Raw genomic sequence first — 22834 nt, forward strand, 5'->3', positions numbered from 1 at the left:
TCTCGACAACTTAGTTATACCACTTTTGGCCAAAGGATGTAAGTTATTGGCCTAAGTGGACCACTTGGATATGGCTGTCGCCAGCACCGGTTGGCACCACGCGCAGTTGGTCGGGGATGCCGGTTTGCAACGACTCAACGTGGCTGATGATCCCGATCATGCGCGATTGGCCATCGATGGCTTCTAACGCCTCCAGCGCCGTGTCGAGGCTGGCGCTGTCCAGCGAACCAAAGCCTTCATCGATAAACAGCGCATCGATGCTGATGCCGCCGGCAGTTTGTTGGATCACCTCGCCTAATGCCAAAGCCAAGGCTAAAGCGGCGATGAACGATTCCCCGCCAGACAACGTGTGCACTGAACGGATCTCGCCGACTTGATCATCATAAACATCGATTTCAAGCCCGGAGTCGTTGTGATAACTGCCTGGATCGGTGTGCAGCTGCAGCTGATAGCGGCCGTCAGACAAGCCTTGCAGGCGCTTGTTGGCCACCACCAGCACTTGTTGCAAATAAGCGCGCAGCACATAGCGTTCCAAGCTGAGTTTCTGGCGGTTGTTGCCGTTGACGATGGCCGCTAAGTTCTGCAAGCTGACTGCGGATTTCAATGCGGTTTGGTTAGCGGCTAATTCCGTTTCGATGGTTTCGGCTAATTGCGTCGCTTGCTGGCTTTGACCTTGCAGTTGGGTGACGCGCTGGGCAGCTTGTGTCGCTGCTTGGTCTGCTTGAGCACGTGCCGCCGCCAGCTGCTCAAGGTCCGGCTGGCTGCGGTTGGCAATTTGGCGCGTGGCTTCTTCAAGTAAAGCGCTTTGTTTGGCTTTGGCTTGGGCAGCTGCTTGCAGTTGTTGTTGCAAAAGCGGGATCTGGGCTTGATCAGCCAATAACGCAGCTAATGTTTGCGCATTGCTGTGGTGTTTGGTCAGCGCCAACGCCAAGCGCGCTTGATCTTGTTGCAAGGTCTTAGCTAAGCCGCTTTGTTGCTGCTGATGATCTTGCAAAGTCGTTTGCAAGCGAGTGTGTTGCGTGCGCGCTTGGTTTTGAGCCTCGCTGTTGTCGGCGATGGCTTGTTCATAGGCGCTGATTTGTTCGCTAAGCTGCTGTTGTTGGACCAACAGCTCATCAAGCGTCGGTGCGTCTTGTGGTAACGCCGACGTTGCCGCATCAAGCTGCGCTTGGGCTGCGGCTTGGGCTAAGGCTTGCGCTTGGGCCGCTTGAGTGGCGGCTTGTTGGTTTTGTTGGGCCTTTGTCAATTGCGCTTGCAGCGTTTGTTGGGCTTGCATTAAGTCGCTTTGCTGCTGGCGTTGTTCTGCCACTGTCTGCCGCAACGCGATCAACTGCGCGCGCAGTGCGTCTAAGGTGGCTTGAGCCGATGCTTGCGCCTGCTCTTGCGCTTGGGCTTGAATCAATGCGGCAGCTTGTTGCTCATCTTGGTTAAATTGCGCGACGTTCTCATCCAGCTGGGTCAATTCAGCTTGCGCGTCTGCTAGTTGTTGTGCGGCTTGTTGCCGCTTGGTATCGGCTTGGCGCAAGGCGCTTGGCGACACCGCTTGCGTTGCTTGCACTTGGGCAGGATGCGGATGCTCTAAACTGCCGCATACTGGACACGGTGCATCTGCAGACAATTGCGCCACTAAAGCCGCGATTTGATTGTTCAAATGCGCATCATGCAGCTTGGTGTAAGCCGCTTGGGTTTGGGCAGCGGCTTGCTGGGCTGCAGTCACTGAATCCTGCAACTTGGGGCGTTTGGCCAGCAAAGCTTTCGCGCGGCGCGTGGCTTGCTGCCAAGTTTTGGCGGTGGCGGACAAGCCGGCAGTTAAGGTTTCAAGCTGTTGCAGCGCCGCGCTTTGATCAGCTTGGGCTAATTCTTGCTGGGCTTGGTGATTGGCCAGCACTTGCTGTTGGATCGCCTCAACGGCCTTTGTCGCGGTGCTGGCTTGCGCTTTGGCCGCAGAGGCCGCCGTTTGGATCTTTGCCAAGGCGACTTGGGCTTGGTGCTGGCGCTCCAATTGTGTTTGCACTGCCGCCAAGCCGCTTAAAGTTTCACGCGCTGCGGCGATGCGCGGGGCTTGCTGCTGCAGCGCTGCAGCGGCATCGGTGGCCGCGCCTAAAGCTGCCGTAGCGCGCAACAAATCAGCTTTGGTTTGGCTGATCTGCTTGGTTAACTGCTCATGGGTGGCTTGATTGTTGGCGATGGTTTGCACCAGCGGCGCTTGTTCATGGGCCCAGGTTAAATCAGTTAATTGCTGCTGGGCTTGCGCCAAGGCTGGCGCTTCTGCTTTCAGCTCAGCCAAGGCAGCTTGGGCATTGGTTTGCCGCTCAAACGCCGCTGCTAAAGTGGCGCCGGTTGTATACGCAGTGTTTGCGGCACTGTAGGCTGCTTTAGCGGCGGCCGCCTGGGCTTGTTGCGCCTTCAATTGCGCAGCCAAAGCGGCCAGGCGCTGGTGCATCAAGGTCACTTTATCAGCAATCGTCGCTTGATTCGGCGGCGTGAGCTCGCCATAGTCAAACTGGCTGGCCAAAGTTTCCAAACGGGCTTGTTGTTGCTGAATCGCCGCAGTTTCTTTCTTGGCAGCGGTGTTTAACGCCGCTTGCCAGCGCGCATATAAGTCCGTCCCGAACAGCTGCCGCAACAGTGCACCTTTGGCATCGGAGTTGGCATCTAAGAATTGACGAAACTTCCCTTGCGGCAGCAGCACCATTTGCCGAAACTGATCGGCGTCCAGCTGCAGCAGACTTTGAATACGGGTGCGCACAGTTTGCACCTTAGTCAGTTCTTCAACTTCTTGGCCATCCACCAAGATCTTCAGCGCGACTTTCGCCGGTACATTGGTCAAGCCGCTGCCGCGCTTTTTGGCAAGTAATTGCTCCGGCGCGCGCGTCAGCAAATAAGTCTTGCCGCCATGAGTGAAGCGCAGGCGCACCACTGTCGGCTCATCAACAGAAGCGAAATTGGCGCGCATTTCGGCACCGCTGCGCTCGCCGCCGGTAGTCGTGCCATACAGCGCAAACACCAGCGCGTCGAAAATGGTAGTTTTGCCGCTGCCGGTTTTGCCGCTGATCAGAAACAACGGTGTCGTTTCAAAAGCCGAAAAATCAACGGCTTCGTCGCGATACGGGCCGAAATTCTGCATGGCCAAATGTTCTAAGCGCATCTCATTCACCATCCTTTTGGGCAGCTGCCAAGGCCTGCTTGGCCCAGGCCACTTGTTGTGCGGTCATTTCGGTGTCTTGCATGGTGCCAAAGAAATCTTCCAACAACGGCATTGGACCGAGTTTGGTGGCGACTGTGGTCGGCGTTTTGGCCAGCTGAACGCCTTTTTGCCGATCCAAGCTGATCACCTGCGGGAAAATGGCGCGCAGGCTGGCCATGACGTTGGGGATCACTTCCGTATCGGTCAAGGTGATGGCGGTATACGCATCACGATCAAGCTTGGCCACGTAAGCTGAATCGCTTAAGTTTGCAAAACTGTCAGTCAGATGCTGCACCTCGCGCTTAGGGGTCAGCGGCACAAAGCGGCGCGCCATCGTTGCGGTATCTAGAATATACACGCCTTTGGTTTGGTCGACTTCAGACACCGAATACTTCAACAAGCTGCCAGCATATTGGATCTTCTCGCTGTCTAAGGCGTGGCGGTTGTGCAAATGACCCAGCGCCACATAATCAAATGGTGCCAGATCTGCCACCGCCACGGCATCCAAGCCGCCGACGTTGACGCGCGTTTCGGAATCAGAATGATCACTGCCTGCCGCAAAGAAATGCGCCACCAACACATGGCGCAGCTTCGGGTCAAATAAGCTTTGCATCTTAGCCACTACCGGCACCATCGCCTTGGCGATATTGGTCAAACTATCGTCATCAAAATACAGCCGTGCATCTACCGGTTCAAAATACGGCAACAAGAAAAACTGCGTGTCGCCGATCACCACCGGCTTAAACGCCTGCGCCAAAGTCGTATTCAAATACAGCTGCGTGCTGCGATACCAATCTCGGCCAGTGTTCAACCGCACCGCTGAATCGTGGTTGCCAGACACCACCAATAGCGGATAATTAAGCTCGCGATTAAGCCGATACAGCATGCGATTGACCATCGTAACGGCTTGTTCGTTAGGCAACGCCCGGTCGTATAAGTCGCCGGCGATAATGATCGCATCCACGGCTTCTTGTTGAGCCACCTGGACAACCTGTTCAAAAATCGCGTCTTGGTCTTCGCTTAAATCAAAACCAGCAAGCTTCTTGCCGATATGCCAATCGGCGGTGTGTAGAATTTTCACGTTTTACAATTCCCCTTTGTTATACTAAAGGCAATAACTAGAAAGGACTCTGCTAATGTCTACGTTTATCTTCGATATCGATGGAACTTTGATCAATTCACCAATGATGTATCTGCGAGGCTTACAAGACGCTTTGGCCAAACGCGGGCGACAAGTTGAAATCGCCGATTTGACCTTCTCCAATGGCATCCCCTCCAGTGAAACTGCCCAACGCCTAGGCTACAGTGATGCTGCAGCTAAGGCATTGGTGCAAGACTGGGTCGAAGACTCCAAAGCCTACGCCGCCAGTGTCAACTGGATTCCAGGCATGACTGACACCTTGCGCCAATTGCGCCAAGCCGGCCATCGCCTGGGCATCGTCACGTCCAAAGCCGCCGCGGAATTTGCGCCAGATGATGAGAAATTCGGCTTCTCCCAATACGTTGACACCTGCGTCTTAGCCCATGATGCCAAGCGCAACAAGCCCTTCGGCGATCCGATCACCTTAGCCCTTGAGCGCCTGCACGGCAGCGTCGATCACGCGGTGTACGTTGGCGATACCATCACCGACTCGCAAGCTGCCAAAGATGCCGGGGTGCCTTTTGCCTTAGCGACTTGGACCACGGCTGCTAGCGGTGAGCTGGCGCCGATCGCCTACGCCTTGAACCAGCCGCAAGACTTACTCCAATTATAATCAAAACTCGGCGCAACTGCGATGGCAGCCGCGCCGAGTTTTTCGATTGCCGCAAGCGGCAATTGTAAAGATTGTAAAAGGTTAGAAAAACGCTTGCATTAGTTTTGAGATAGTGTTATCTTATACTTGCTCAACCGCATAGGGGAGAGGAGACGAACGAAGGCCAAGCTTGTCTGTACCCCAAACCCCCAAACAGGCCGGTCTGGCACGAATGAGTTCTGCTCAGGAGTGTGGCCTGTTCCCCCAGAGCGCGCGCTATGAAGCCCGGTCACCTAGTCCACGGGCAATGCCAGGGCGTACCACAGGACCGTATCACGACCACCTCAGCTGGAGTAGGCTTACGAAGGCTGGGTACTTAAATGAATAATGATTGGCAGACGAGAAGATCAGAAATAAAGCGCCTGCCTTAACAAATACACGATAGCCAGCAAGCTGATCGTGTATTTGTCGCGTGCAACCGGACCAGCGAAACAGAAGCGGTGCATTAACGCTTGAAATTGAAACAACCATCAAGCACAGCGAATGGACCGCCTATCCCAGATAGGTGTTTCTTACAAAAAATGACCCAACAAAAATTTGCTGGGTCATTTTTTTGATTCAGTTGTGAAGTTTTACGTCTATTGGCCAAAGCCAATTGATTCAACCGCTGGCCGATCCGAGAATTGCTAAGTTCACGACTGATACGATTATGGTCTACGTCAGGCTGCGCGAATATCCAATACTTTACTGATACAAACTAAGCGCTTGATCATGAAAACGACATCTGTACGCTCGACAGCTCCCCACCATTTCTGGATCTAACAAAATTCCTGACTCACTTGGCTTTGATTCATCGCGCTTATGACTATCCTCATTCGAAGAACGCAGGTCAGGTGTTGCGCAGGCGCGCGGGGCCAGTGAGACGGTCAGGCCGTGAAACGCTCAGCACAGTGAGCCAAGCGGGCTGTGCTTGGCTTGCTGCGCTGAGCGCGGCAAGTTCAAAGACAGGCAAGGTGAGCGCAGCGAACGCCTGGCTTTGAACTTAGGCGTAAAACGCGCGAACCTCAGCGCGGTTGAAGCCGGCCGCACCGCCTGCGCCGTCTCACTGGCCCCACGCGCCGGAGCAACACCTGACCGGGCCTTACCAAGTCCACGCCTGATACGACTGTGGTCTTCGTCGAGCTGCGTGGCGCAACGCGGGTGCGGTTAGCTACGCTATTGCACTCGGGACAAAGTACGTCCCAAGCGCAATAGCTAGGCTACCCGACCCGCTAAGAGCGCGCCACTCCGCTCTGGTTTTTCGTCGAGCTGCGCAAAGCAACGCGGGTGCAATTAGCTACGCCCCCGCACTCGCGGCATAGTGCGCCGCAAATACGAGGGCTAGGCTAATTGACCCGCTAAATGCGCTTTGCTCCGCTCTGGTTTCTTCGTCGAGCTGCGCAGCCCAACGCGGCGTGATATAAGTCGTGACGCCGCTTGGGCACAAACCGCCCAAACGTCATCCCGCCTTATATCCACCGCTAAGTGCGGGCTGCTCCGCTCTGGTTAATAGATCCCAGCGACTTGCTTTTGGGCGATTTCGTGCTTCATAAATTCATCATAAGTGGTATCGGCACGATCGACGACACCTTTAGGACCAACTTCGATAATATGGTTGGCAATGGTTTGAATGAACTGGTGATCATGGCTGGTGAAGATCACCGCCCCTGGGAAGTCGATCAGCGCATCGTTTAAACTGGTGATTGATTCCAGATCCAAATGGTTTGTCGGGTCATCCAACAACAACACATTGGCTTTTGACAGCATCATTTTGGCCAGGTAAGAACGGACTTTCTCGCCCCCGGACAAGACTGTGACTTTCTTCAACGGTTCGTCGCCGCGGAAAAGCATCTGGCCCAAGAAACCGCGCAAGAAGGTGTTGTCGGATTCTTCCTTGCTGGCAAACTGGCGCAACCATTCCAAGATATCAAAGCGCTCGTCAGAAAACTCCGGCGTCAGATCCTTGGGCATGTAAGCGCGGCTGGTGGTCACACCCCAAGTCACTGTCCCGGAATCTGGTTGCAACGTGCCGGCAACGACTTGCATCAAGTAGCTGGTCGTGACATCTGAGCGGGAAATGAAGGCCGTTTTGTCGCCTGGGCGCAAGATAAAGGACACGTTATCTAAGACCTTCTCGCCTTCGACGGTCAAAGACACGTTCTCCACCCGCAGCAAGTCGTTGCCTAAATCGCGTTCCGGCACGAACTTGATGAAGGGATACTTGCGGGAACTTGGCTTGATATCATCAAGCGTGATCTTCTCCAATTGCTTCTTGCGGCTGGTGGCTTGCTTGGACTTGGAAGCGTTGGCTGAGAAGCGCGCCACGAATTCTTGCAGCTGCTTGATCTGTTCTTCTTTCTTGGCGTTGGCGTTAGAGCGCAATTGCTGGGCCAGCTTGGAAGATTCCATCCAGAAATCGTAGTTGCCCACGAACATCTCGATCTTGCCAAAATCCACATCACACATCATGGTGCAAACAGCGTTTAAGAAATGCCGGTCATGGCTGACGACCAAAACGGTGTTTTCGTAATCGGCCAAGAAGTCTTCCAGCCAAGCAATGGTTTGCGGGTCAAGCCCGTTGGTAGGTTCGTCTAACAGCAACAAATCCGGCTTGCCAAACATCGCTTGGGCCAGCAAGACTTTGACCTTCTCGCCTTCTGGCAATTCAGCCATCAAAGTTTGGTGCTGGGATTCTGGAATGCCCACAGACTGCAACAGCTGCGACGCGTCGGATTCGGCGTTCCAGCCATCCATTTCCGCAAATTCGCCTTCTAATTCGGCGGCTTTGATGCCGTCTTCTTCAGTGAAGTCGGCTTTGTTATACAAGGCGTCTTTTTCAGTCATCACTTGATATAAGCGATCATGGCCTTGCAGCACCGTGTTCATCACGGTTTGATCATCGAAAGCAAAGTGATCCTGTTTCAAGGAACTCATGCGTTCGTTAGGATCCATCGACACACTGCCGGTGGTGGGGGTGAGCTTACCTTCCAGGATCTTCAAGAAAGTGGACTTCCCTGCCCCATTGGCCCCGATGATGCCGTAGCAGTTGCCTGGCGTGAACTTCAAGTTGACGTCTTTATACAGCGTCCGATCAGAGAACGTCATCGACACGTTATTTACTGTGAGCAATTCTTTACCTCGCTATTGATTGAGTCTGACTTTTGCATATTGCAATTATCTTAGCAGATATTACCCTTTGCGGCAATACATCCGAGCGCATCTATAGTAGCAAAAGTCTCCAGCAGTTGCCGAATGCGCACGCCTTTTGTACACTAGCGAGGGAGGATAATTCGCATGTTAATTCTTGGTATCATTGTCGCCTTAGCCGGGGTGATCGTCGGCTTGACCTTGCCTAAACCTAAGCGCGCCCGCGCCAGACGCCGCAAACTGGCCACAAGTTTGGTGATTTTAGGCGTGGCCATTGGTTCAGGCCAACAAGTCCAACAGAAAGTCTTCGGCCCAGGCGAAAGCCAAAGTTCCAGTGTCGTGCAACAAAACACCAACGGCAAACCGACCCAAAGTCAAAACACCACCGCCCAGCCGGTAGCCAAACTGGCTCAGCTTAGTTATAACGGGGATCAAGAAATCACCATCAACAACAATGACCCCGCCTTCACTGCTGAAGAGCTTAGCACAAAAGCCGGGGCGTGGACCAGCTTCTCGGCGCTTGATTCACTTAAGCGCGTAGGCCCTGCCGAAGCGATGCTGAATCAAAGCATCATGCCCACTCAAAAGCGCGAACCTTTATCCGTTGACCCCACCGGCTGGCACAACCAAGAGATCAACGGCACTTGGATCTATAACCGCAGCCACTTGATCGGCTTTCAACTGTCTGGTGAAAACAACAACCCGAAGAACTTGATGACTGGCACCCGCGAACTTAATTCGCCGCTGATGCAAGCACATGAAGACGACATCGCCCATTACCTTAAAGCCAGCCGATCTCGTTATGTCCGCTACGAGGTGACGCCGGTTTTTCGCGACAACGAATTGTTGGCGCGCGGCGTGGCGATGCGGGCGCAATCCGTTGGCGACAACACGATTCGCTTTAACGTCTACATCTTCAATGTCCAACCCGGGGTGGTGTTGAATTACCAGAATGGCCAAGCCCACGCGCAATAATTCCGCCTCTAGACTGAGGTTTGCTGATTGATCCAGGCTTACACTTAAAGCACAATGGAGGGGTTTTATTATGTCGAAGAAATCCACAAGCGTTGGCCTAGATGTCACTTCTGCCAGCCATTATTGGCAACAAAAAGAACGCTTGGCGCGCTTTACCGCATTAGGCGTGGCGGTGTTAATCGCAGCGTTTGCGTTAACGGTGTATCTATCTGACAACGTCAACGACAACGTCAGTGCCGCCGCGTATTTGGTGAGCACTGCCGCCGGTGTCATGTTGATCGTTTGGCCGCATCTGCAGCACACCAAGCGCCACAAACATCACCAAGTGCCGATTGCTGAAACCACCCGCAGCGTGGCCCAACGTCAGCTTGATGCGTATCGCACTCAGCGCTTATTAGGCAACTGCTTTGGCATCGGCATGGGCGTGTTGGCCATTGCCGGGGCCGCAGTAGCCGGCAACTATCCTGATAACACCGGTGTCGTGATCTTCTTCTTATTTGTGGCTATCGGCGTGTTCTTCTTGATTTATGTCAACGTGATCGCCGCCAGCTACAAGCGTTTGACCCGCAAAAAGACGCGATTGGCATAGGCGTCAATTGATTCTGTCAGCAATGCTCACATGAAATTCTAATTTGAAAACGCCGCGGTGACGGCGTTTTTTTCGTGTTCTCAGAAATTTTTCAGACTAAGATTGCTCATATCAGATTGGTATGGCCAAAAGCGGGGTTACAATACTGCCATCAAGGGAGGGATTCATATGAACATCGCCAACACCGCATTCGTCTTGCTAGCCAGCGTCTTAGTCTGGTTTATGACCCCAGGGCTCGCCTTCTTCTATGGCGGGCTGGTCTCCAAGCGCAACGTCGTCAATACGATGCTGTCGGTGTTTTACATCACCGGCATTGCGATCTTGTTGTGGGCCTTGTTTGGGTATGAGATGTCTTTTGGCAAAGATATCGGGGGCATTATCGGCAAGGTTTCCGGTTTGTTTATGAACGGGATCGACTTAACGGCATTGCGGCCGGATAAGTTGTCCAACGCGACTTTTGCCTTATTTCAAATGATGTTTGCTATTATCACACCGGCATTATTCATCGGCGCGGTGGTCGGGCGGATGCGCTTCTCGTTTCTGACTTGGTTCATTGTGTTATGGAGCATCTTCATCTACTACCCGCTGGTGCACTTGGTTTGGAGCCCCGACGGCATCATGGCTGGCTGGGGCGTGCTGGATTTTGCCGGCGGGACGGTTATTCATATCAACGCCGGGATCACCGCCTTGGTTCTGTCAGCATTCTTAGGTGCGCGGCATCAGAAGCAAATCGAACCATCCAATCGGCCTTGGGTCTTGTTAGGTACCGCGATCTTGTGGATCGGCTGGTACGGCTTCAACGCCGGGTCAGCGTTAGCCGCTAACGGCACTGCGGTAAACGCAGCCATGACCACCAGTGTCGCTGCTGCCAGCTCCTTAGTAATGTGGATGTTCTTAGACGTCTACAAACACGGCAAGCCAACACTGATCGGGGTTTGTACCGGCGCGTTGTGCGGCTTAGTCGGCGTCACCCCGGCTTGCGGCTATGTGACGTTGTTTGGCAGCTTCATCATCGGCATCTGCGCGACTGCCGCGTCTTATTGGTTCATCGAATACCTCAAGCCGAAATTAAAAGTCGATGACGCCTTGGACGCTTTTGGCTGCCACGGGGTGTCTGGGATCGTCGGTTCGATTTTAACTGGCTTGTTTGCCACGAAAGCCGCCAACCCCGCCATCGCTGAGAACGGTTTGTTCTATGGCGGCGGCTTGCATTTGTTCGGCATTCAAGTGGCCGGAACTTTGGTCACCATCATCTTAGTGGCGGTAGTGGCCACGGTGATCGTCTTGATCTTGCGCCGCTTTGTACCGATGCGTGTCACCGAACAAGACGAGAAAATCGGCTTGGATATCGCCGAACACGGCGAAGTTGCCGAAAGCACCACTAACGACCACGGGGATGTCTTGCGTTACCCTGATGAATTCTTAGGCCAAATGCGCGGCTTTGATCCGCGTTCGCCGAAATCACCTAAGTAAAACCCGCGCCAACACAAGGTTTTCGCCAAAAGTTTGCGTAAAAATAGGCCTCGCTTCTACAATTAAGACGATCGTAAACATCGTCTTTCTCGTATAAGGAGGCCCTTTATGCAAGCAATTGGTTTGAACCATCCAAATGGTCCTTTCATCACCATGACAGTCCCTGACCCCACGCCGCGCCCTGGCCAATTGGTGATCGCCCCCAGTGCCGTGGGCTTAAACAACCGCGACCGCTTGGAACGCTTTGAAGCACCAGAAGGCCGCTTCACCATCCCCGGCCATGACGTTGCCGGCGTGGTCGTTGATCCTGGCACCACGCATTACACCGTGGGTCAAGCCGTGATCGCGCACACGACGCATGCTTATGCCGAATATGTGCTGGCCACTGAAGATACCACCGTCACCTTGCCGCCGAGTTTGACCCCGGCTAAAGCCGCGGCGTTAGTCACGCCTGGCATCACCGCTTGGCGCGTGGTACACCGTTTTGCCACGATCGATCCTGGCGATACCGTGATCGTCAAAGGGGCCAACGGCGGGATCGGCTCGCTGGTGGTGCAATTGGCCACTGACTTAGGCGCGTCGGTGATCGGCATCGCCAGCGCCCGGCATCAAGAAGCCGTGATCGCAGAAGGCGCTTTGCGCGCAGTCCCTTATGACAACGCCGATTTAGTCAGCGTCTTGGCCAACGCCGGGGATGTGGTGATCAACGTGGCCATGGACGGCGTCGGCTTCGCTGAAGACGCCGCGATGACGCGCCCGGGCGGTCAGCTGTTGACCGTCGCCCATGTGGAAGGCCGCGCCGGCGACAAAGCGATCCAAGTGATCCACATTCAGCCGGTGCAAACGCCAACTGATGCCGTGGCGTTAGATCACTTGGTCCCAGAATTAGCCGTTGGCCACTTGCGCTTGCAACTGGCGCCGACGCTGCCTTTTACCGCCGCTGGGGCCCAAGCGGGCCATGAATTGCTCGCCAAGCCCCACGACGGACGCATCGTTTTGGTAAAAGAGGCTTAACCTCCCTGCCGACTCGGCGTATACTGAAGTTATCTATATTCTGGGAGGCGCGGCATGGCATTTAAGAAACTTCGCAACACCGCAACCAAGATCAAAACCGAAACTCCGAAACCAAACGTCGAAGGCGTCGTGTATTCGATTGTCTTCGGTACCACGGCGGTGATCGGCCTGTTGAGTTTCGGCGTGTACAAATTGTTAACGCCTGAACGCGTGCTCGCTAAGAAAGCAAAGCAAACAGTCGCCAAGCATCGCGAACACGACGGTAAAGAAGATTAAATCAACCAAGCTGCTTGATGAAACCATCAGGCAGCTTTTTTGTGGGCTGCTTTAACAAGCCTTGCAACATGACAAGCAGGCCGCTCTGTTCTCGTTTCATCACCTTGAGTCGGTTACAAGCACCGATTGCTCATAGCTCACCTGCGCTTGATCCGAATCAGAATGGCATCGACACAATCTCAGTTTTCATACACCAAGCAAACGCTGATGCTGATTCAAACCGTGTAGGCCGGGCCTCATCCCTGTGACACCACCAAGGCAAAGACCGCCTTATATCCACCGCTAAGAACGCGCCACTCCGCTCTGGTTTTTTATAAATTAACTTGTACACGCCCTATCGCAACTAATATAATGTAAGTATCATTTTCGTGAAAGAAGGCTCTTTATGTCCATTCTAGAAACGATCCAACAACCCAGCGACTTGCGCACTCACAGTGTCGCTGAGCTCACCCAACTGGCCGAAGAGATCCGCCAGGCGTTATTGACCAAGCTGTCCAACACCGGCGGCCACGTCGGTCCAAACCTTGGTGCCGTGGAATTGACCATTGCCTGGCATTACGTCTTCGACTCCCCGCATGACAAAATCGTCTATGACGTGTCGCATCAAAGCTACACCCACAAGATCCTCACTGGCCGCAAACAAGCCTTCTTAGACCCGGCACATTACCATGATGTTTCCGGCTTCACCGAACCGCGCGAGTCTGAACATGACTTCTTCACCATCGGCCACACCTCCACTTCCGTCGGCTTGGCAGCAGGCTTGGTCTTGGCGCGCGACGCCAAACACAGCCACGATCACATCACCGCGTTGATCGGTGACGGCTCGCTTTCCGGCGGGCTCGCCTATGAAGCGTTAGACAACGCGGCAGTGCTTAATCGCCAGTTGTTGATCATCGTCAACGACAACCAATGGAGCATCGCCGAAGACCACGGCGGCATCTACCAGAACCTCAAAGCCTTGCGCGACAGCGAAGGCCAAGCACCTGACAACTTGTTTAAAGCATTGGGCTTGGATTATCGCTATGAAGCCCAAGGCAATGATATCGGCGCGTTGATCAAAGCCTTAGAAGCGGTCAAAGACCTCGATCATCCCGTGGTGCTGCATGTCAATTCGCAAAAAGGTCGCGGTTATGCCCCAGCGTTAGCCAACGAAGAAGGCTGGCATTGGCATCAGCCTTTCAACTTGGCCGATGGCAGCTTGAAGCATCCGGCGCAAGGCGTGAATTACTGGGATTTGATCTTCGCCGACCTTGATCACCAGGTCCAAGCCGGCAAGCCGATTTATGCGATGAACGCGGCAATTCCAGGCAGCTTCCACCTCAAGAATTGGGCGGCAAAATATCCTAAGCGCTACATCGACGTGGGCATTGCCGAACAAGTTTCGATCACTTTAGCCGCCGGCATGGCCAAAGGCGGCTTGCGGCCGGTGGTGTTCCACTCAGCCACGTTCTTGCAACGGGCCTATGATCAACTGTCGCACGATTTAGGCATCAATGAACTGCCAGTCGTTTTGTTGATCAACGGCGGCCGTATTTCCGGCGGCGACCCAACGCATCAAGCCGACTTGGATCAAGCAGAACTGGCCAACATCCCCAACCTCAAATACTTAGCGCCAAGTGCTAAAGAAGACTTGCTTGCGCAACTGGACTGGGCGTTAGAACAAACCAGCGGTCCAGTGGCGATCCGCGTACCAAGCAACGGCGTGCACAGCGATCCGCTGGCGGCAGATTTTGCCCCAGAGCAGATGCATGTTCTGCATCACGGCAGCCATGTGGCGCTAATGGGGCTGGGTTCGATGCGGCCGCTGGCAGAAGAAGTTGCCGGCCGCTTGAGCCAACACGGCATCGATGCGACGGTGATTGATCCGCGCAGCACCAACACCTTAGACGTTGCCGGCTTAGAACAGCTGCGCGGCTTGCATCAGCTGGTGGTCACCATGGAAGAAGGCACACTAGACGGGGGCTTCGGCCAGAAAATTGCCGCCTACTTTGGCCCAACTGATGTCAAGGTGTTGCCGCTGGGTGCCAAGCGGCAATTCAACCATAACGAAACGCGCGAAGCCTTGTTGACCCAATTCAACTTGACGCCAGAAACGGCCACCCAAGCGATTTTGGACGCCTTGAAATAAGCAAATTAAAGGTGAGACATAAAGCGATTTTAGCCAAGTAACGCAAGCTGCTCTGCACCACGATTCGCACTATGAATCGCGGTGCAGAGCAGTTTGCGTTACTTGGCGTTGCAAAATGTCTCGCGACTATGTGACTTATGTCTTGGTCACTTTGTGCTTAATCGCGCAAAAAAGGCGCCGACTTAGCAGTTCGTCAACGCCTGATATTTTATTGCGGATAAGGTGTGCCCGTATCTGACCAATCTCCCCCGGCAGACACCTGCAGCTGCCCGCTTTCATTGACCCGGTACATATTGCCTAGAGTTTGGAAAGTATGCGTGCCATTCCACGTGTACACTAACACTTCGGCATAACCATCTTTAAATTGCGAATCTAATTTGACCTGATTGGGATCCTCCAGCGCAGCTGCATCTGCGCCTTGGTTAATTAAATCAGCCTTGACCCAATTAATCATTTGCGCCGTGGTCAGATTCTTAACGTCTACTGTTGTCGAATCGGCACTTGCATCTGAAGTACTTTGTGCAGCAGCCGCATCATCAGCTTGTTGGTCTGAGCCAAGCGTGATCTGCTTGCACAACTTGGCCAAATCAGCGCTTTGGAAATTCTTCTGCCACGCCTCTTTCAAGTCCACTTTCAGGGCATGCTTGCTCAAATAGTCATATGGTACTGGACTTTGGGTCGCAAACAAATAAGCAAGATCTCCAACGATCGTGACAAAAGGCGTCTTATTGTCACGTTCAAGGCTTAAGCCATAAACCACCGTCCCGGCTGGCGCGCCATCCACCAAACCGCCACCACCCAAGGTTGCAATGTCTTGGTCACCTGCGGCCAGCAGCCGACTGCCAGCCATTGAATATTGTTCTGCGCCAGGGGTCAATAACACCAAGGCGATTTTTTCAATTGCGTTGGGCTGCCGGGTCGGTTTGGCTGCGGAACTGGCACTGCTGCTGGCGGTTTTGCTGGCACTGGCAGCAGCTTTTGGCTTAGTCTTGGCAACTTTGCTGGACTTGGCACTGCTGCTGGAACTGGTGGCGGGCTTGTTGCTGCAAGCCGCCGTGCTGCTGGCTAACCCGAATAGAGCCAGCGCGATGACAATTTTTTTCATGACTACCCCTTATTGGCGATTAAACTTGCCATAATAATTAATATTCTTAGAACGGATGGTGTACGTGTTGGCATCAATGAGATCAAAAGTGATATCGATGATATTGCTGCTGTCAAACGGCGAAACTGCTTTCCCGGCGAAGATCTGGCCCCCTTTACCATCGCCGCCTGCAGGATGCAATCCGCTCACATCATACTCATATTTCGGCGCACCATCGCCATAATGATAGGCAATCCATTGCCACTGCCCATCTTGGCGATTGACCTCGCTTAACTGCGGCGCGCCGTCTGAAACCGTTGAATCGTCTTCAATGAAGCGCCCTGACACTTGCTGCCACGCGGTATCCAAATCGCCGCTGATGGCATCGTCTTGACTGGACTGGCTGGTACTTGACGATGTGGCATCACTGCTGGCTTCAACGATGGAAAGTTGTTTGACCAGCTTCGCCAAGTCACTGCTTTGCCACAACTCGCGCCATTGGCTGGTTAAGTTGACCGTTAGCGCATCCTGCTTCAAATCTGCAAATGAAACCGGACCAGTGGCTTTGCCAAGATATGCCGTGTCTGCATCGATCACGATCACCGGATAAGCTTGGGTGTTGTCGTCTGCGTTGCTGGCGTGCCACATGGCATAGGTTCTGCTGCCATCAGGTGCATCAGTGACTAAAGTGTCGTCATGCGTCGCTTGTGCCGGTAAGCTGCCATCAACGATTGCCTGACCGCTTGGTGAATACCGCGACGCACCGCTGGTTAACAACACCAACCCTAATTGTTGTTCAGTGGTCGGATCGTGAGTTGGCGTTTGAACACTGCTTGCAGACGCTTTGGCTGCTTTGCTTGAGGCCACAGGCTTCACCGTTGGCGCTTTATTGCTGCCGCTGGTGGCAACCACTGCGACCCAGATGATACCGATCACGACGGCGGCACCAACAAGGCCGCTGCCGACTTTTAACCACAACGGCCATGGCTTGCGTGACTTGGCGCGCTTGGCGTGCGCTGGTTGTGGTGTTGTAGCGGCATCAGGGGTGGCTTGTGGCACTTGGGTGGCTTGCCCGCCGGCAATTGCTGCCAATTGATCCAGCGCAAAGCCGCTGGCCTTGCCTTGTTGGTACTCTTCAACAGTTGGTGCTCGGCCGGTTAATGCTTGAAACTGTTTGACCCACTCTTCATTTGGTGCCATGACTTCACTCTACCCTTCGATTGCGCCCAATCACGTTGATCACAATGCCCAACGCATACACACCCATCACCGCCAGCGGCAAATACTGCCCATAAGCGGCCAAATCACCAACGTCACTCAAGCTCATCCCATTATCATAAGCGGCTTTGGCGGCAGTATACGCGCTATCTAGCGGATGCGCATAGACATAGGTCAAGATCCCGGCGCAGGCGATCGCCGCCAATACGGCTAAGGCCTTAAGTGTCTGGCCAAAATTCCCCTTGTGCAAGAAGCCTTTGACCAAGCCGCCGATCAGCGCCATTAAACCTAAGCGCGCGGCAACATAGCTCCAAATCAGAATATAGCCGTCGCTGCTTAAGCCGCCGTTTTGCAGCAGCGATTGTAATTGGGTCTTGAGATCAAACGCGCCGCCACCCATGAACTGCGTCATGACAAAACCTGCCGCCGCCATGATCAAGCCAAACCAGAATTCTAAATTATTGCTGAAAAGCGGCTGGTGAACGGCGGCTGGCTGGGCCGCAGGGGCAGGGGTCGGCCGCTCAACGCTGGCCTTCAACTTATTGGTTTGCTCAGCCAGATTGTCACGCATGGCCTTAAGCTGCTCACGCTGTTTGGCTTGCAGTTGGACTTTAGGATCGACCAGCCACTTGGCCAAGCGCGCTTCCCAAGCAAAGCGTTCATGGCTTGAAAGCAAAGGATAGCCATAATAAATTACGGTGACCAGAATCAGCCACCACGCCGATTGCGGCAGCAACACCGCCAACCACGCCGCCGCAAACAAGCTGACGCCGTTGTTTTGGACAAACTTCACGACTTGTTGGCGATGCGCCCGATTTGGCACCAAGCGCTGCAAAACGGTGGGTTTGGCGGCCTTTTGTGCTGCTAGTTGCGCTTCAAGTGCTGCGATCTTGGCTTGCAAAGCTTGCGTGTCAGCGTCTGTTGCAGCCGGCTTGCTTTGATCTTCGAGCTTTGCAGTAATGGCTTTGATCTGCTCATCATCTTGATTGCTCATCACAACCTCCTTAAATTTGTCTAGCATCTGCCTCTTGACGGTACAATAAAAGACCGGCCGTTACCAACTCCAGTGATGGAGGCGGTAATTCGAGGTTTACCCAACGTTTTTGCATATTTGCAAAAACTGTTTTGAGTGAAACATCTCGAAGCGATCGGCCGATCTTTTTTCGAAATATCCAGATACTGATAAGGCTATTAAACCTTATGATACCGGCATTGTCAAGGCATACGCAGGCACTTGCGTCAGGTGAAATCTGCAGCAGTAAGCCATCCTTGCTCGATCATGTATTGCGTAAACGACTCAAAGTAGCCTGCCGGATAAATCAGCTTAGTGGTGTTTAAAACAGCGACCAAAGCAGCCTTGTTGGCTGGTGACTGATCGCGTAAATAGTCATATAAAGCCGCGACCACGTGATAGTTATAAGCGGCGATTGGCTGATTAGGCATAGTGGTCAAAGCCTTGGCCATCATGTCGATCATTTCCTTCATCACCGTGAAATCCGGTGCCAACACAGCAGAATTAGCCAAGACGCCGCAAAAAGCAATGAGGATCATTTTCTGCCTGACCGTGGCTTGAGTTGGATCGTCCATCACGCCATGATAAATTGGGTCGATCCAAGCGCGGCATTCAGTGATAGGCGTGTACTCAATTGCAGCCTGCAACAGCACACGTTCCGAATAACCGTATTGATGCAAATTTCTCACGTATTGATTGATTTGATGTACCACGCTTGGGGCAACTCGCGAAGCACGCTGATCATGGATGTTGATCAATTCGTTAAGCACCGCTACGGCGAATTCATTGTACGGGTTCTTCGTCTGCGGGATCCGCGAAGCCAGCAGCCGATCACGCAACGCAACCACCGCTTGGCGGTCCCACAATTCAGGCGCCACTTTCGACCATGCTGTTTCTTGTACATCAGCCACCAGCTCGCGAAGCGTCAAATCATCATAATCGACACCCAGCGGCACCAACATATCCCCCACAACATCCGTCGTGACATCCAATTGTCCTTGTTCCCAGCGTGAAATCGTTGCGATGGAGCGCCGATTGGCCACTGCTTCAAGCGGCACATGCCGCATTAGGCGCAATCTCCGAAAGCACGCACCAAGTGTCGTCATAACACTACCCCTTTGGTCGCACCTGCAGCCAGTGCCATAATGGTGCGGCAATACGCTTCAATTTCGCGCAATTCTAAAACATCGATGGTTTGTCGAAAGTCTGCCAATGCCACATCATCGAAATGTTCAATGCGCAAATCGCCGTAAAGCCGCTGCAGAAAGTTCAACATCAATGAATCTTCAAACGCATAGCCGTTAACACGCAGCGCCTGCAGATCAGTCACATAATGCGGCAGTGCTGTCGGTACCTGCCGCACCAACAAGATGACGCCGACTTGAGTCACCACGTCATTGGCGTAACGCTGATAACCCGCCTGAAGCGTCGGCAACTGCTTGTGTAACAGTTGATAACACCCAACGATCCGCTCAGTATCCAAATATCCAAGCGAAAGGCGCAACAGCAGATAATCATAAATCAACCAATCTGAATTGGCGCTTAATATCTGCTCGATTTGGACTTGGCACTGCTCGGGCAGCAAAACCATCTGCTGCTTAGCCACAACTTGTTGAATATGGTCGAAAAGAGCTTGATTCAACTTGGCGATTGGTCCTTGGGCATGAACTGTTGCCAGATGATATTGGTTAACCAGCGTTGCCACCCCAGCGCTGGTTGGTGCGTACCGATTGGCGATCATACTTTGGGCGGCATGCGTAAACGGTGAGCCGAAACGTTCAAAGTCATCATCAAGATCTCGATAGCGCAAACCGATCCGCGCCATCACGTGATGGAATTGGGCCAAAGCCAAGCCGTTCTTGCCTGCGCAAAACCGTGAAACTGCCGATTCCTTTCCTGGTGCTAACGCCGCAAGCGTCACATGCCTGGCTTGACGATAGGCGCCGAAATACTTCCCCAACGCTGCTTGTTCAGCATCCATTATCTTTCCTCCAAACTAAACCCAAATTAAGCCAATTTTATCATCATTGTTGGCGAAGTTAAATCACACCACCAACCGCATGATTAACCGGCGAGTTGGGTTTGGGTACCTGGCTCATGATTTCATTTGCCGAGGACTTTTTCAGTCTCTGGCCTGACAACTGCGGCTGCTCAACCATGCTATAATGTAGCCAGCAAATCAGAAAGTGAGGCCGTATCAATGAATCAATCCTATCGCAAACTGCGCCGGTCGCGCGACAACGCCGTTATCGGCGGGGTGTGCGGCGGCCTCGGTGAGTATTTCGGCATCGATCCGGTATTGCTGCGCATCGCCTTTGCCGCAGCGTTCTTCTGCTTTGGCAGCGGCTTGGGCATCTACTTGATTATGTGGCTGGTGATCCCCCAAGCCCCGCATGCACCGCATACGCCACACCCAGACGACACCGCCGCTCATGGACATGAAGACGACGATGACTGGTCAGATTTCTAATGACAAAATGCGCGTACCCGCTTGCCGGAGTACGCGCATTTTTTTAATCCGTTCAAAATCGATCAGGCCTATGCTGGATACAAGCGGGCCACGATCTTGGCCACTGGTTCAATGGCGTGAACTTGACTGGCGATTTGCCCAGCCATCAACGTGCCATGTGCCACATCCCCGGCAATCGCGCGACTCAAGCTGCCATCAAGCAGCTTATGCAGCGCGTCTGCGGATGCACCTTGCGCCACTTGGGCAAAATAATCTTGCGTCAGCGGATTCTGCAAACACCGTACCGCATCACCCATCTCTTGGCCGGTGACGACGGTACTGGTGTCGCCGGCATCGATCACGGCTTGTTTGTAAGCGTCAGCGATCGGGGTTTCTGCAGCGGCTAGAAACGCCGTACCCACTTGTACCCCAACAGCCCCTAACGCTTCCATCGCCGCAACCCCGCGCGCGTCAATGATGCCGCCTGCGGCAAACACCGGCAAGTCTACCGCATTAACCACCGCTTGCACCAGACTCAGCGTGGTTTCTGTGCCAATATGGCCGCCTGATTCCAGGCCTTCTGCCACCAAGGCGTCAACGCCAAGCGCCTGCATTTTGACGGCGACTTTGACATTGGGGATCACCGCGATCACCTTGGTGCCAACCGATTGCAGTTGCGCGGCAAAATGCTTCGGCGAGCCGGCACTGGTGGTAACTGCCGGCACCGGATGCGCCAGCAAATAAGTCAGCAGCTCGGCAATATTAGGTTGCTGCAACATCAAGTTCACGGCAAAAGGCTGGTCGGTTTGCGCCCGCACTTCAGCGACAGCTTGTGCTAAATCAGCGGCGGTTAAGTCAGTCGTCGTTAACACGCCTAACCCGCCGGCCTTGGCCACTGCTGCGACTAGCGGCGGGGTTGAGATCTGCGCCAAGGCGCCTTGGATCAAGGGTAATTTCGTGCCTAATACATTCGTCATCGTATCCCTGCTTTCTCATCTGATTCCATCTATAGAATACACGCGTCTATAGGAAAACGCCACCATCCGACTTGGTGTTTACGATTCGTGACACGTGTTTGCCATTCGTGAATGAAAGGCGTATAGTTTTTAACGTTGTCTGTCGCTGAGTAATATAGGAGAATCTTCATGCAACGCAAACTTTCGGCGCGCCACATGCAAATGATCGCCCTAGGCGGCACCATCGGCGTCGGGTTATTCATGGGCGCCACCGCCACCATCAAGTGGACCGGCCCGTCAGTGTTATTGGCCTACGGGATCGCCGGTATTTTCTTATATTTGATCATGCGCGCGTTAGGCGAGATGTTGTATGTCGATCCGGCCACCGGCTCTTTTGCCAAGTTTGCCACCGAATACATGCATCCGGTGTTCGGCTACCTCACCGCTTGGAGCAACGTGTTTCAATTCGTGGTGGTGGGCATGTCGGAAATGATCGCGATCGGTGAATACTTCCAATTCTGGTGGCCAAACCTGCCAGGCTGGCTGCCAGGGCTCGTGGCCATTACCACCTTAGTGTTGGCCAACTTGATTTCCGTGCGGATGTTTGGCGAAATGGAATTCTGGTTTGCCTTGATCAAAGTCGTGACCATCATCTTGATGATCGTAGCCGGCTTAGGCGTGATCTTGTTTGGTTTTGGCAATGGCGGCCAGCCTTTGGGCATCAGCAATCTTTGGACCCACGGCGGCTTCTTCACCGGCGGGGTCAAAGGCTTCTTCTTTGCTTTGGCCATCGTGTTAGGGTCGTATCAAGGCGTTGAGCTCTTAGGCATCACGGCTGGTGAAGCAGAAGATCCCAAGCCCACTATTGTCAAGGCGGTTAAAGATACGGTTGGCCGGATCTTGATCTTCTATGTTGGTGCGATTTTTGTGATCGTGGCGATTTATCCTTGGAATCAATTGTCGGCGATCGGCTCGCCTTTTGTCCAGACTTTCTCCAAAATCGGCATCACCTTCGCTGCCAGCTTGATCAACTTCGTGGTGATCACCGCGGCGTTGTCTGGTGCCAACTCAGGCGTTTACTCAGCCAGCCGCATGCTGTACACCTTAGCCGAAGAAAAGCAGCTGCCTAAGAAATTCAAATTACTTAACCGCCATGGAGTGCCCTTGTATCCAGTGTTGCTGATTGGCTTAGGCATCGGCTTAGGTGTGCTGCTTAATGCGCTATTGCCGCTGATTGCGCCAGAGGCTGGCAATATCTTCGTGATGGTGTACTCCAGTTCGGTGCTGCCGGGGATGGTGCCTTGGGTGGTGATCTTGTTATCGGAAGTTCAATTTCGCAAACAACACGCCGCTAAGATGGCCGCGCATCCCTTCAAGATGCCAGGGGCACCTTACACCAACTACATCACTTTGGCGTTTCTGGCGTTGACTTTGGTATTTATGATCATGAATCCAGAAACGCGTATCAGCTTGTTGATCGGCGTGATTTATCTGGCAATTATCGTGGTGTTATACTTCACCCGCCACGCCAAGCGCGCTTAATCTAAAATGGCC

18 protein-coding genes are annotated in these 22834 nt (G+C 53.4%); 9 read left to right on the forward strand and 9 right to left on the reverse strand.

Translation table 11 applies throughout. The annotated features are described in order from the left end of the window. Positions 1-43: 43 nt before the first annotated feature. Both ACGG90_RS02135 and ACGG90_RS02140 read right to left on the reverse strand, forming a co-directional pair. Complete coding sequence (locus ACGG90_RS02135; RefSeq protein WP_390405252.1) at positions 44-3148, reverse strand: AAA family ATPase; 3105 nt, start codon at positions 3146-3148, stop codon at positions 44-46. 1 nt (position 3149) lies between these two features. Next, on the reverse strand, positions 3150-4268 hold the full coding sequence (locus ACGG90_RS02140; protein WP_390405255.1) for an exonuclease SbcCD subunit D: 1119 nt from the start codon (positions 4266-4268) through the stop codon (positions 3150-3152). A gap of 55 nt (positions 4269-4323) precedes the next feature. On the opposite strand from ACGG90_RS02140, the gene ACGG90_RS02145 reads away from it, so the two are divergent. Beyond that, complete coding sequence (locus ACGG90_RS02145) at positions 4324-4941, forward strand: HAD family hydrolase (protein ID WP_390405258.1); 618 nt, start codon at positions 4324-4326, stop codon at positions 4939-4941. A gap of 1524 nt (positions 4942-6465) precedes the next feature. Here ACGG90_RS02145 and ACGG90_RS02150 read toward each other — a convergent pair. Further along, positions 6466-8088 (reverse strand): ABC-F family ATP-binding cassette domain-containing protein, encoded by a 1623-nt coding sequence (locus ACGG90_RS02150; protein WP_390405261.1) that lies wholly within the window; start codon positions 8086-8088, stop codon positions 6466-6468. A gap of 165 nt (positions 8089-8253) precedes the next feature. Between ACGG90_RS02150 and ACGG90_RS02155 the strand changes: the two genes are divergently transcribed. From ACGG90_RS02155 to ACGG90_RS02180, 6 genes are all read left to right on the forward strand, one after another. Then, positions 8254-9081 (forward strand): DNA/RNA non-specific endonuclease, encoded by an 828-nt coding sequence (locus ACGG90_RS02155; protein WP_390405264.1) that lies wholly within the window; start codon positions 8254-8256, stop codon positions 9079-9081. A 70-nt stretch (positions 9082-9151) separates the two neighbouring features. Continuing rightward, on the forward strand, positions 9152-9670 hold the full coding sequence (locus ACGG90_RS02160) for a hypothetical protein (RefSeq protein WP_390405266.1): 519 nt from the start codon (positions 9152-9154) through the stop codon (positions 9668-9670). Between the two features lie 168 nt (positions 9671-9838). Then, on the forward strand, positions 9839-11143 hold the full coding sequence (locus ACGG90_RS02165) for an ammonium transporter (protein ID WP_390405269.1): 1305 nt from the start codon (positions 9839-9841) through the stop codon (positions 11141-11143). A 108-nt stretch (positions 11144-11251) separates the two neighbouring features. Further along, on the forward strand, positions 11252-12157 hold the full coding sequence (locus tag ACGG90_RS02170; protein WP_390405271.1) for a quinone oxidoreductase family protein: 906 nt from the start codon (positions 11252-11254) through the stop codon (positions 12155-12157). A gap of 54 nt (positions 12158-12211) precedes the next feature. Continuing rightward, positions 12212-12433 (forward strand): hypothetical protein, encoded by a 222-nt coding sequence (locus tag ACGG90_RS02175; protein WP_390405272.1) that lies wholly within the window; start codon positions 12212-12214, stop codon positions 12431-12433. Positions 12434-12818: 385 nt separating this feature from the next. After that, positions 12819-14561, forward strand: a complete 1743-nt coding sequence (locus tag ACGG90_RS02180; protein ID WP_390405275.1) for a 1-deoxy-D-xylulose-5-phosphate synthase — start codon at positions 12819-12821, stop codon at positions 14559-14561. 208 nt (positions 14562-14769) lie between these two features. Here ACGG90_RS02180 and ACGG90_RS02185 read toward each other — a convergent pair whose 3' ends face one another. From ACGG90_RS02185 to ACGG90_RS02205, 5 genes are all read right to left on the reverse strand, one after another. Further along, the gene (locus ACGG90_RS02185; protein WP_390405277.1) at positions 14770-15666 is read right to left on the reverse strand and encodes a hypothetical protein; all 897 of its coding nucleotides are present in this window, start codon (positions 15664-15666) and stop codon (positions 14770-14772) included. A 9-nt stretch (positions 15667-15675) separates the two neighbouring features. Next, on the reverse strand, positions 15676-16845 hold the full coding sequence (locus ACGG90_RS02190; RefSeq protein WP_390405280.1) for a hypothetical protein: 1170 nt from the start codon (positions 16843-16845) through the stop codon (positions 15676-15678). A 4-nt stretch (positions 16846-16849) separates the two neighbouring features. Beyond that, complete coding sequence (locus ACGG90_RS02195) at positions 16850-17857, reverse strand: hypothetical protein (RefSeq protein ID WP_390405282.1); 1008 nt, start codon at positions 17855-17857, stop codon at positions 16850-16852. Between the two features lie 245 nt (positions 17858-18102). Beyond that, the gene (locus tag ACGG90_RS02200) at positions 18103-18942 is read right to left on the reverse strand and encodes a hypothetical protein (RefSeq protein ID WP_390405285.1); all 840 of its coding nucleotides are present in this window, start codon (positions 18940-18942) and stop codon (positions 18103-18105) included. 35 nt (positions 18943-18977) lie between these two features. After that, positions 18978-19856 (reverse strand): hypothetical protein, encoded by an 879-nt coding sequence (locus ACGG90_RS02205; RefSeq protein ID WP_390405287.1) that lies wholly within the window; start codon positions 19854-19856, stop codon positions 18978-18980. Between the two features lie 219 nt (positions 19857-20075). On the opposite strand from ACGG90_RS02205, the gene ACGG90_RS02210 reads away from it, so the two are divergent. Then, positions 20076-20345, forward strand: a complete 270-nt coding sequence (locus ACGG90_RS02210) for a PspC domain-containing protein (protein WP_390405289.1) — start codon at positions 20076-20078, stop codon at positions 20343-20345. 68 nt (positions 20346-20413) lie between these two features. Here ACGG90_RS02210 and ACGG90_RS02215 read toward each other — a convergent pair whose 3' ends face one another. After that, positions 20414-21301, reverse strand: a complete 888-nt coding sequence (locus ACGG90_RS02215; protein WP_390405291.1) for an NAD(P)H-dependent flavin oxidoreductase — start codon at positions 21299-21301, stop codon at positions 20414-20416. Between the two features lie 168 nt (positions 21302-21469). Here ACGG90_RS02215 and ACGG90_RS02220 point away from each other — a divergent pair, with 168 nt between their 5' ends. Next, positions 21470-22822, forward strand: coding sequence for an amino acid permease (locus tag ACGG90_RS02220; RefSeq protein WP_390405293.1), 1353 nt, complete (start codon positions 21470-21472; stop codon positions 22820-22822). Positions 22823-22834 lie beyond the last annotated feature (12 nt).

Source organism: Lacticaseibacillus jixiensis (genome assembly GCF_042847315.1).
Classification (GTDB): domain Bacteria; phylum Bacillota; class Bacilli; order Lactobacillales; family Lactobacillaceae; genus Lacticaseibacillus; species Lacticaseibacillus jixiensis.

Coding starts and splice junctions, on each gene's coding strand:
- ACGG90_RS02195 (WP_390405282.1), bottom strand. CDS start 17,857: ATGAGCAATCAAGATGATGAGCAGATCAAAGCCATTACTGCAAAGCTC.
- ACGG90_RS02215 (WP_390405291.1), bottom strand. CDS start 21,301: ATGACGAATGTATTAGGCACGAAATTACCCTTGATCCAAGGCGCCTTG.
- ACGG90_RS02190 (WP_390405280.1), bottom strand. CDS start 16,845: ATGGCACCAAATGAAGAGTGGGTCAAACAGTTTCAAGCATTAACCGGC.
- ACGG90_RS02165 (WP_390405269.1), top strand. CDS start 9,839: ATGAACATCGCCAACACCGCATTCGTCTTGCTAGCCAGCGTCTTAGTC.
- ACGG90_RS02155 (WP_390405264.1), top strand. CDS start 8,254: ATGTTAATTCTTGGTATCATTGTCGCCTTAGCCGGGGTGATCGTCGGC.
- ACGG90_RS02180 (WP_390405275.1), top strand. CDS start 12,819: ATGTCCATTCTAGAAACGATCCAACAACCCAGCGACTTGCGCACTCAC.
- ACGG90_RS02170 (WP_390405271.1), top strand. CDS start 11,252: ATGCAAGCAATTGGTTTGAACCATCCAAATGGTCCTTTCATCACCATG.
- ACGG90_RS02205 (WP_390405287.1), bottom strand. CDS start 19,856: ATGGATGCTGAACAAGCAGCGTTGGGGAAGTATTTCGGCGCCTATCGT.
- ACGG90_RS02135 (WP_390405252.1), bottom strand. CDS start 3,148: ATGCGCTTAGAACATTTGGCCATGCAGAATTTCGGCCCGTATCGCGAC.
- ACGG90_RS02200 (WP_390405285.1), bottom strand. CDS start 18,942: ATGCGGCATGTGCCGCTTGAAGCAGTGGCCAATCGGCGCTCCATCGCA.
- ACGG90_RS02160 (WP_390405266.1), top strand. CDS start 9,152: ATGTCGAAGAAATCCACAAGCGTTGGCCTAGATGTCACTTCTGCCAGC.
- ACGG90_RS02185 (WP_390405277.1), bottom strand. CDS start 15,666: ATGAAAAAAATTGTCATCGCGCTGGCTCTATTCGGGTTAGCCAGCAGC.
- ACGG90_RS02145 (WP_390405258.1), top strand. CDS start 4,324: ATGTCTACGTTTATCTTCGATATCGATGGAACTTTGATCAATTCACCA.
- ACGG90_RS02175 (WP_390405272.1), top strand. CDS start 12,212: ATGGCATTTAAGAAACTTCGCAACACCGCAACCAAGATCAAAACCGAA.
- ACGG90_RS02210 (WP_390405289.1), top strand. CDS start 20,076: ATGAATCAATCCTATCGCAAACTGCGCCGGTCGCGCGACAACGCCGTT.
- ACGG90_RS02220 (WP_390405293.1), top strand. CDS start 21,470: ATGCAACGCAAACTTTCGGCGCGCCACATGCAAATGATCGCCCTAGGC.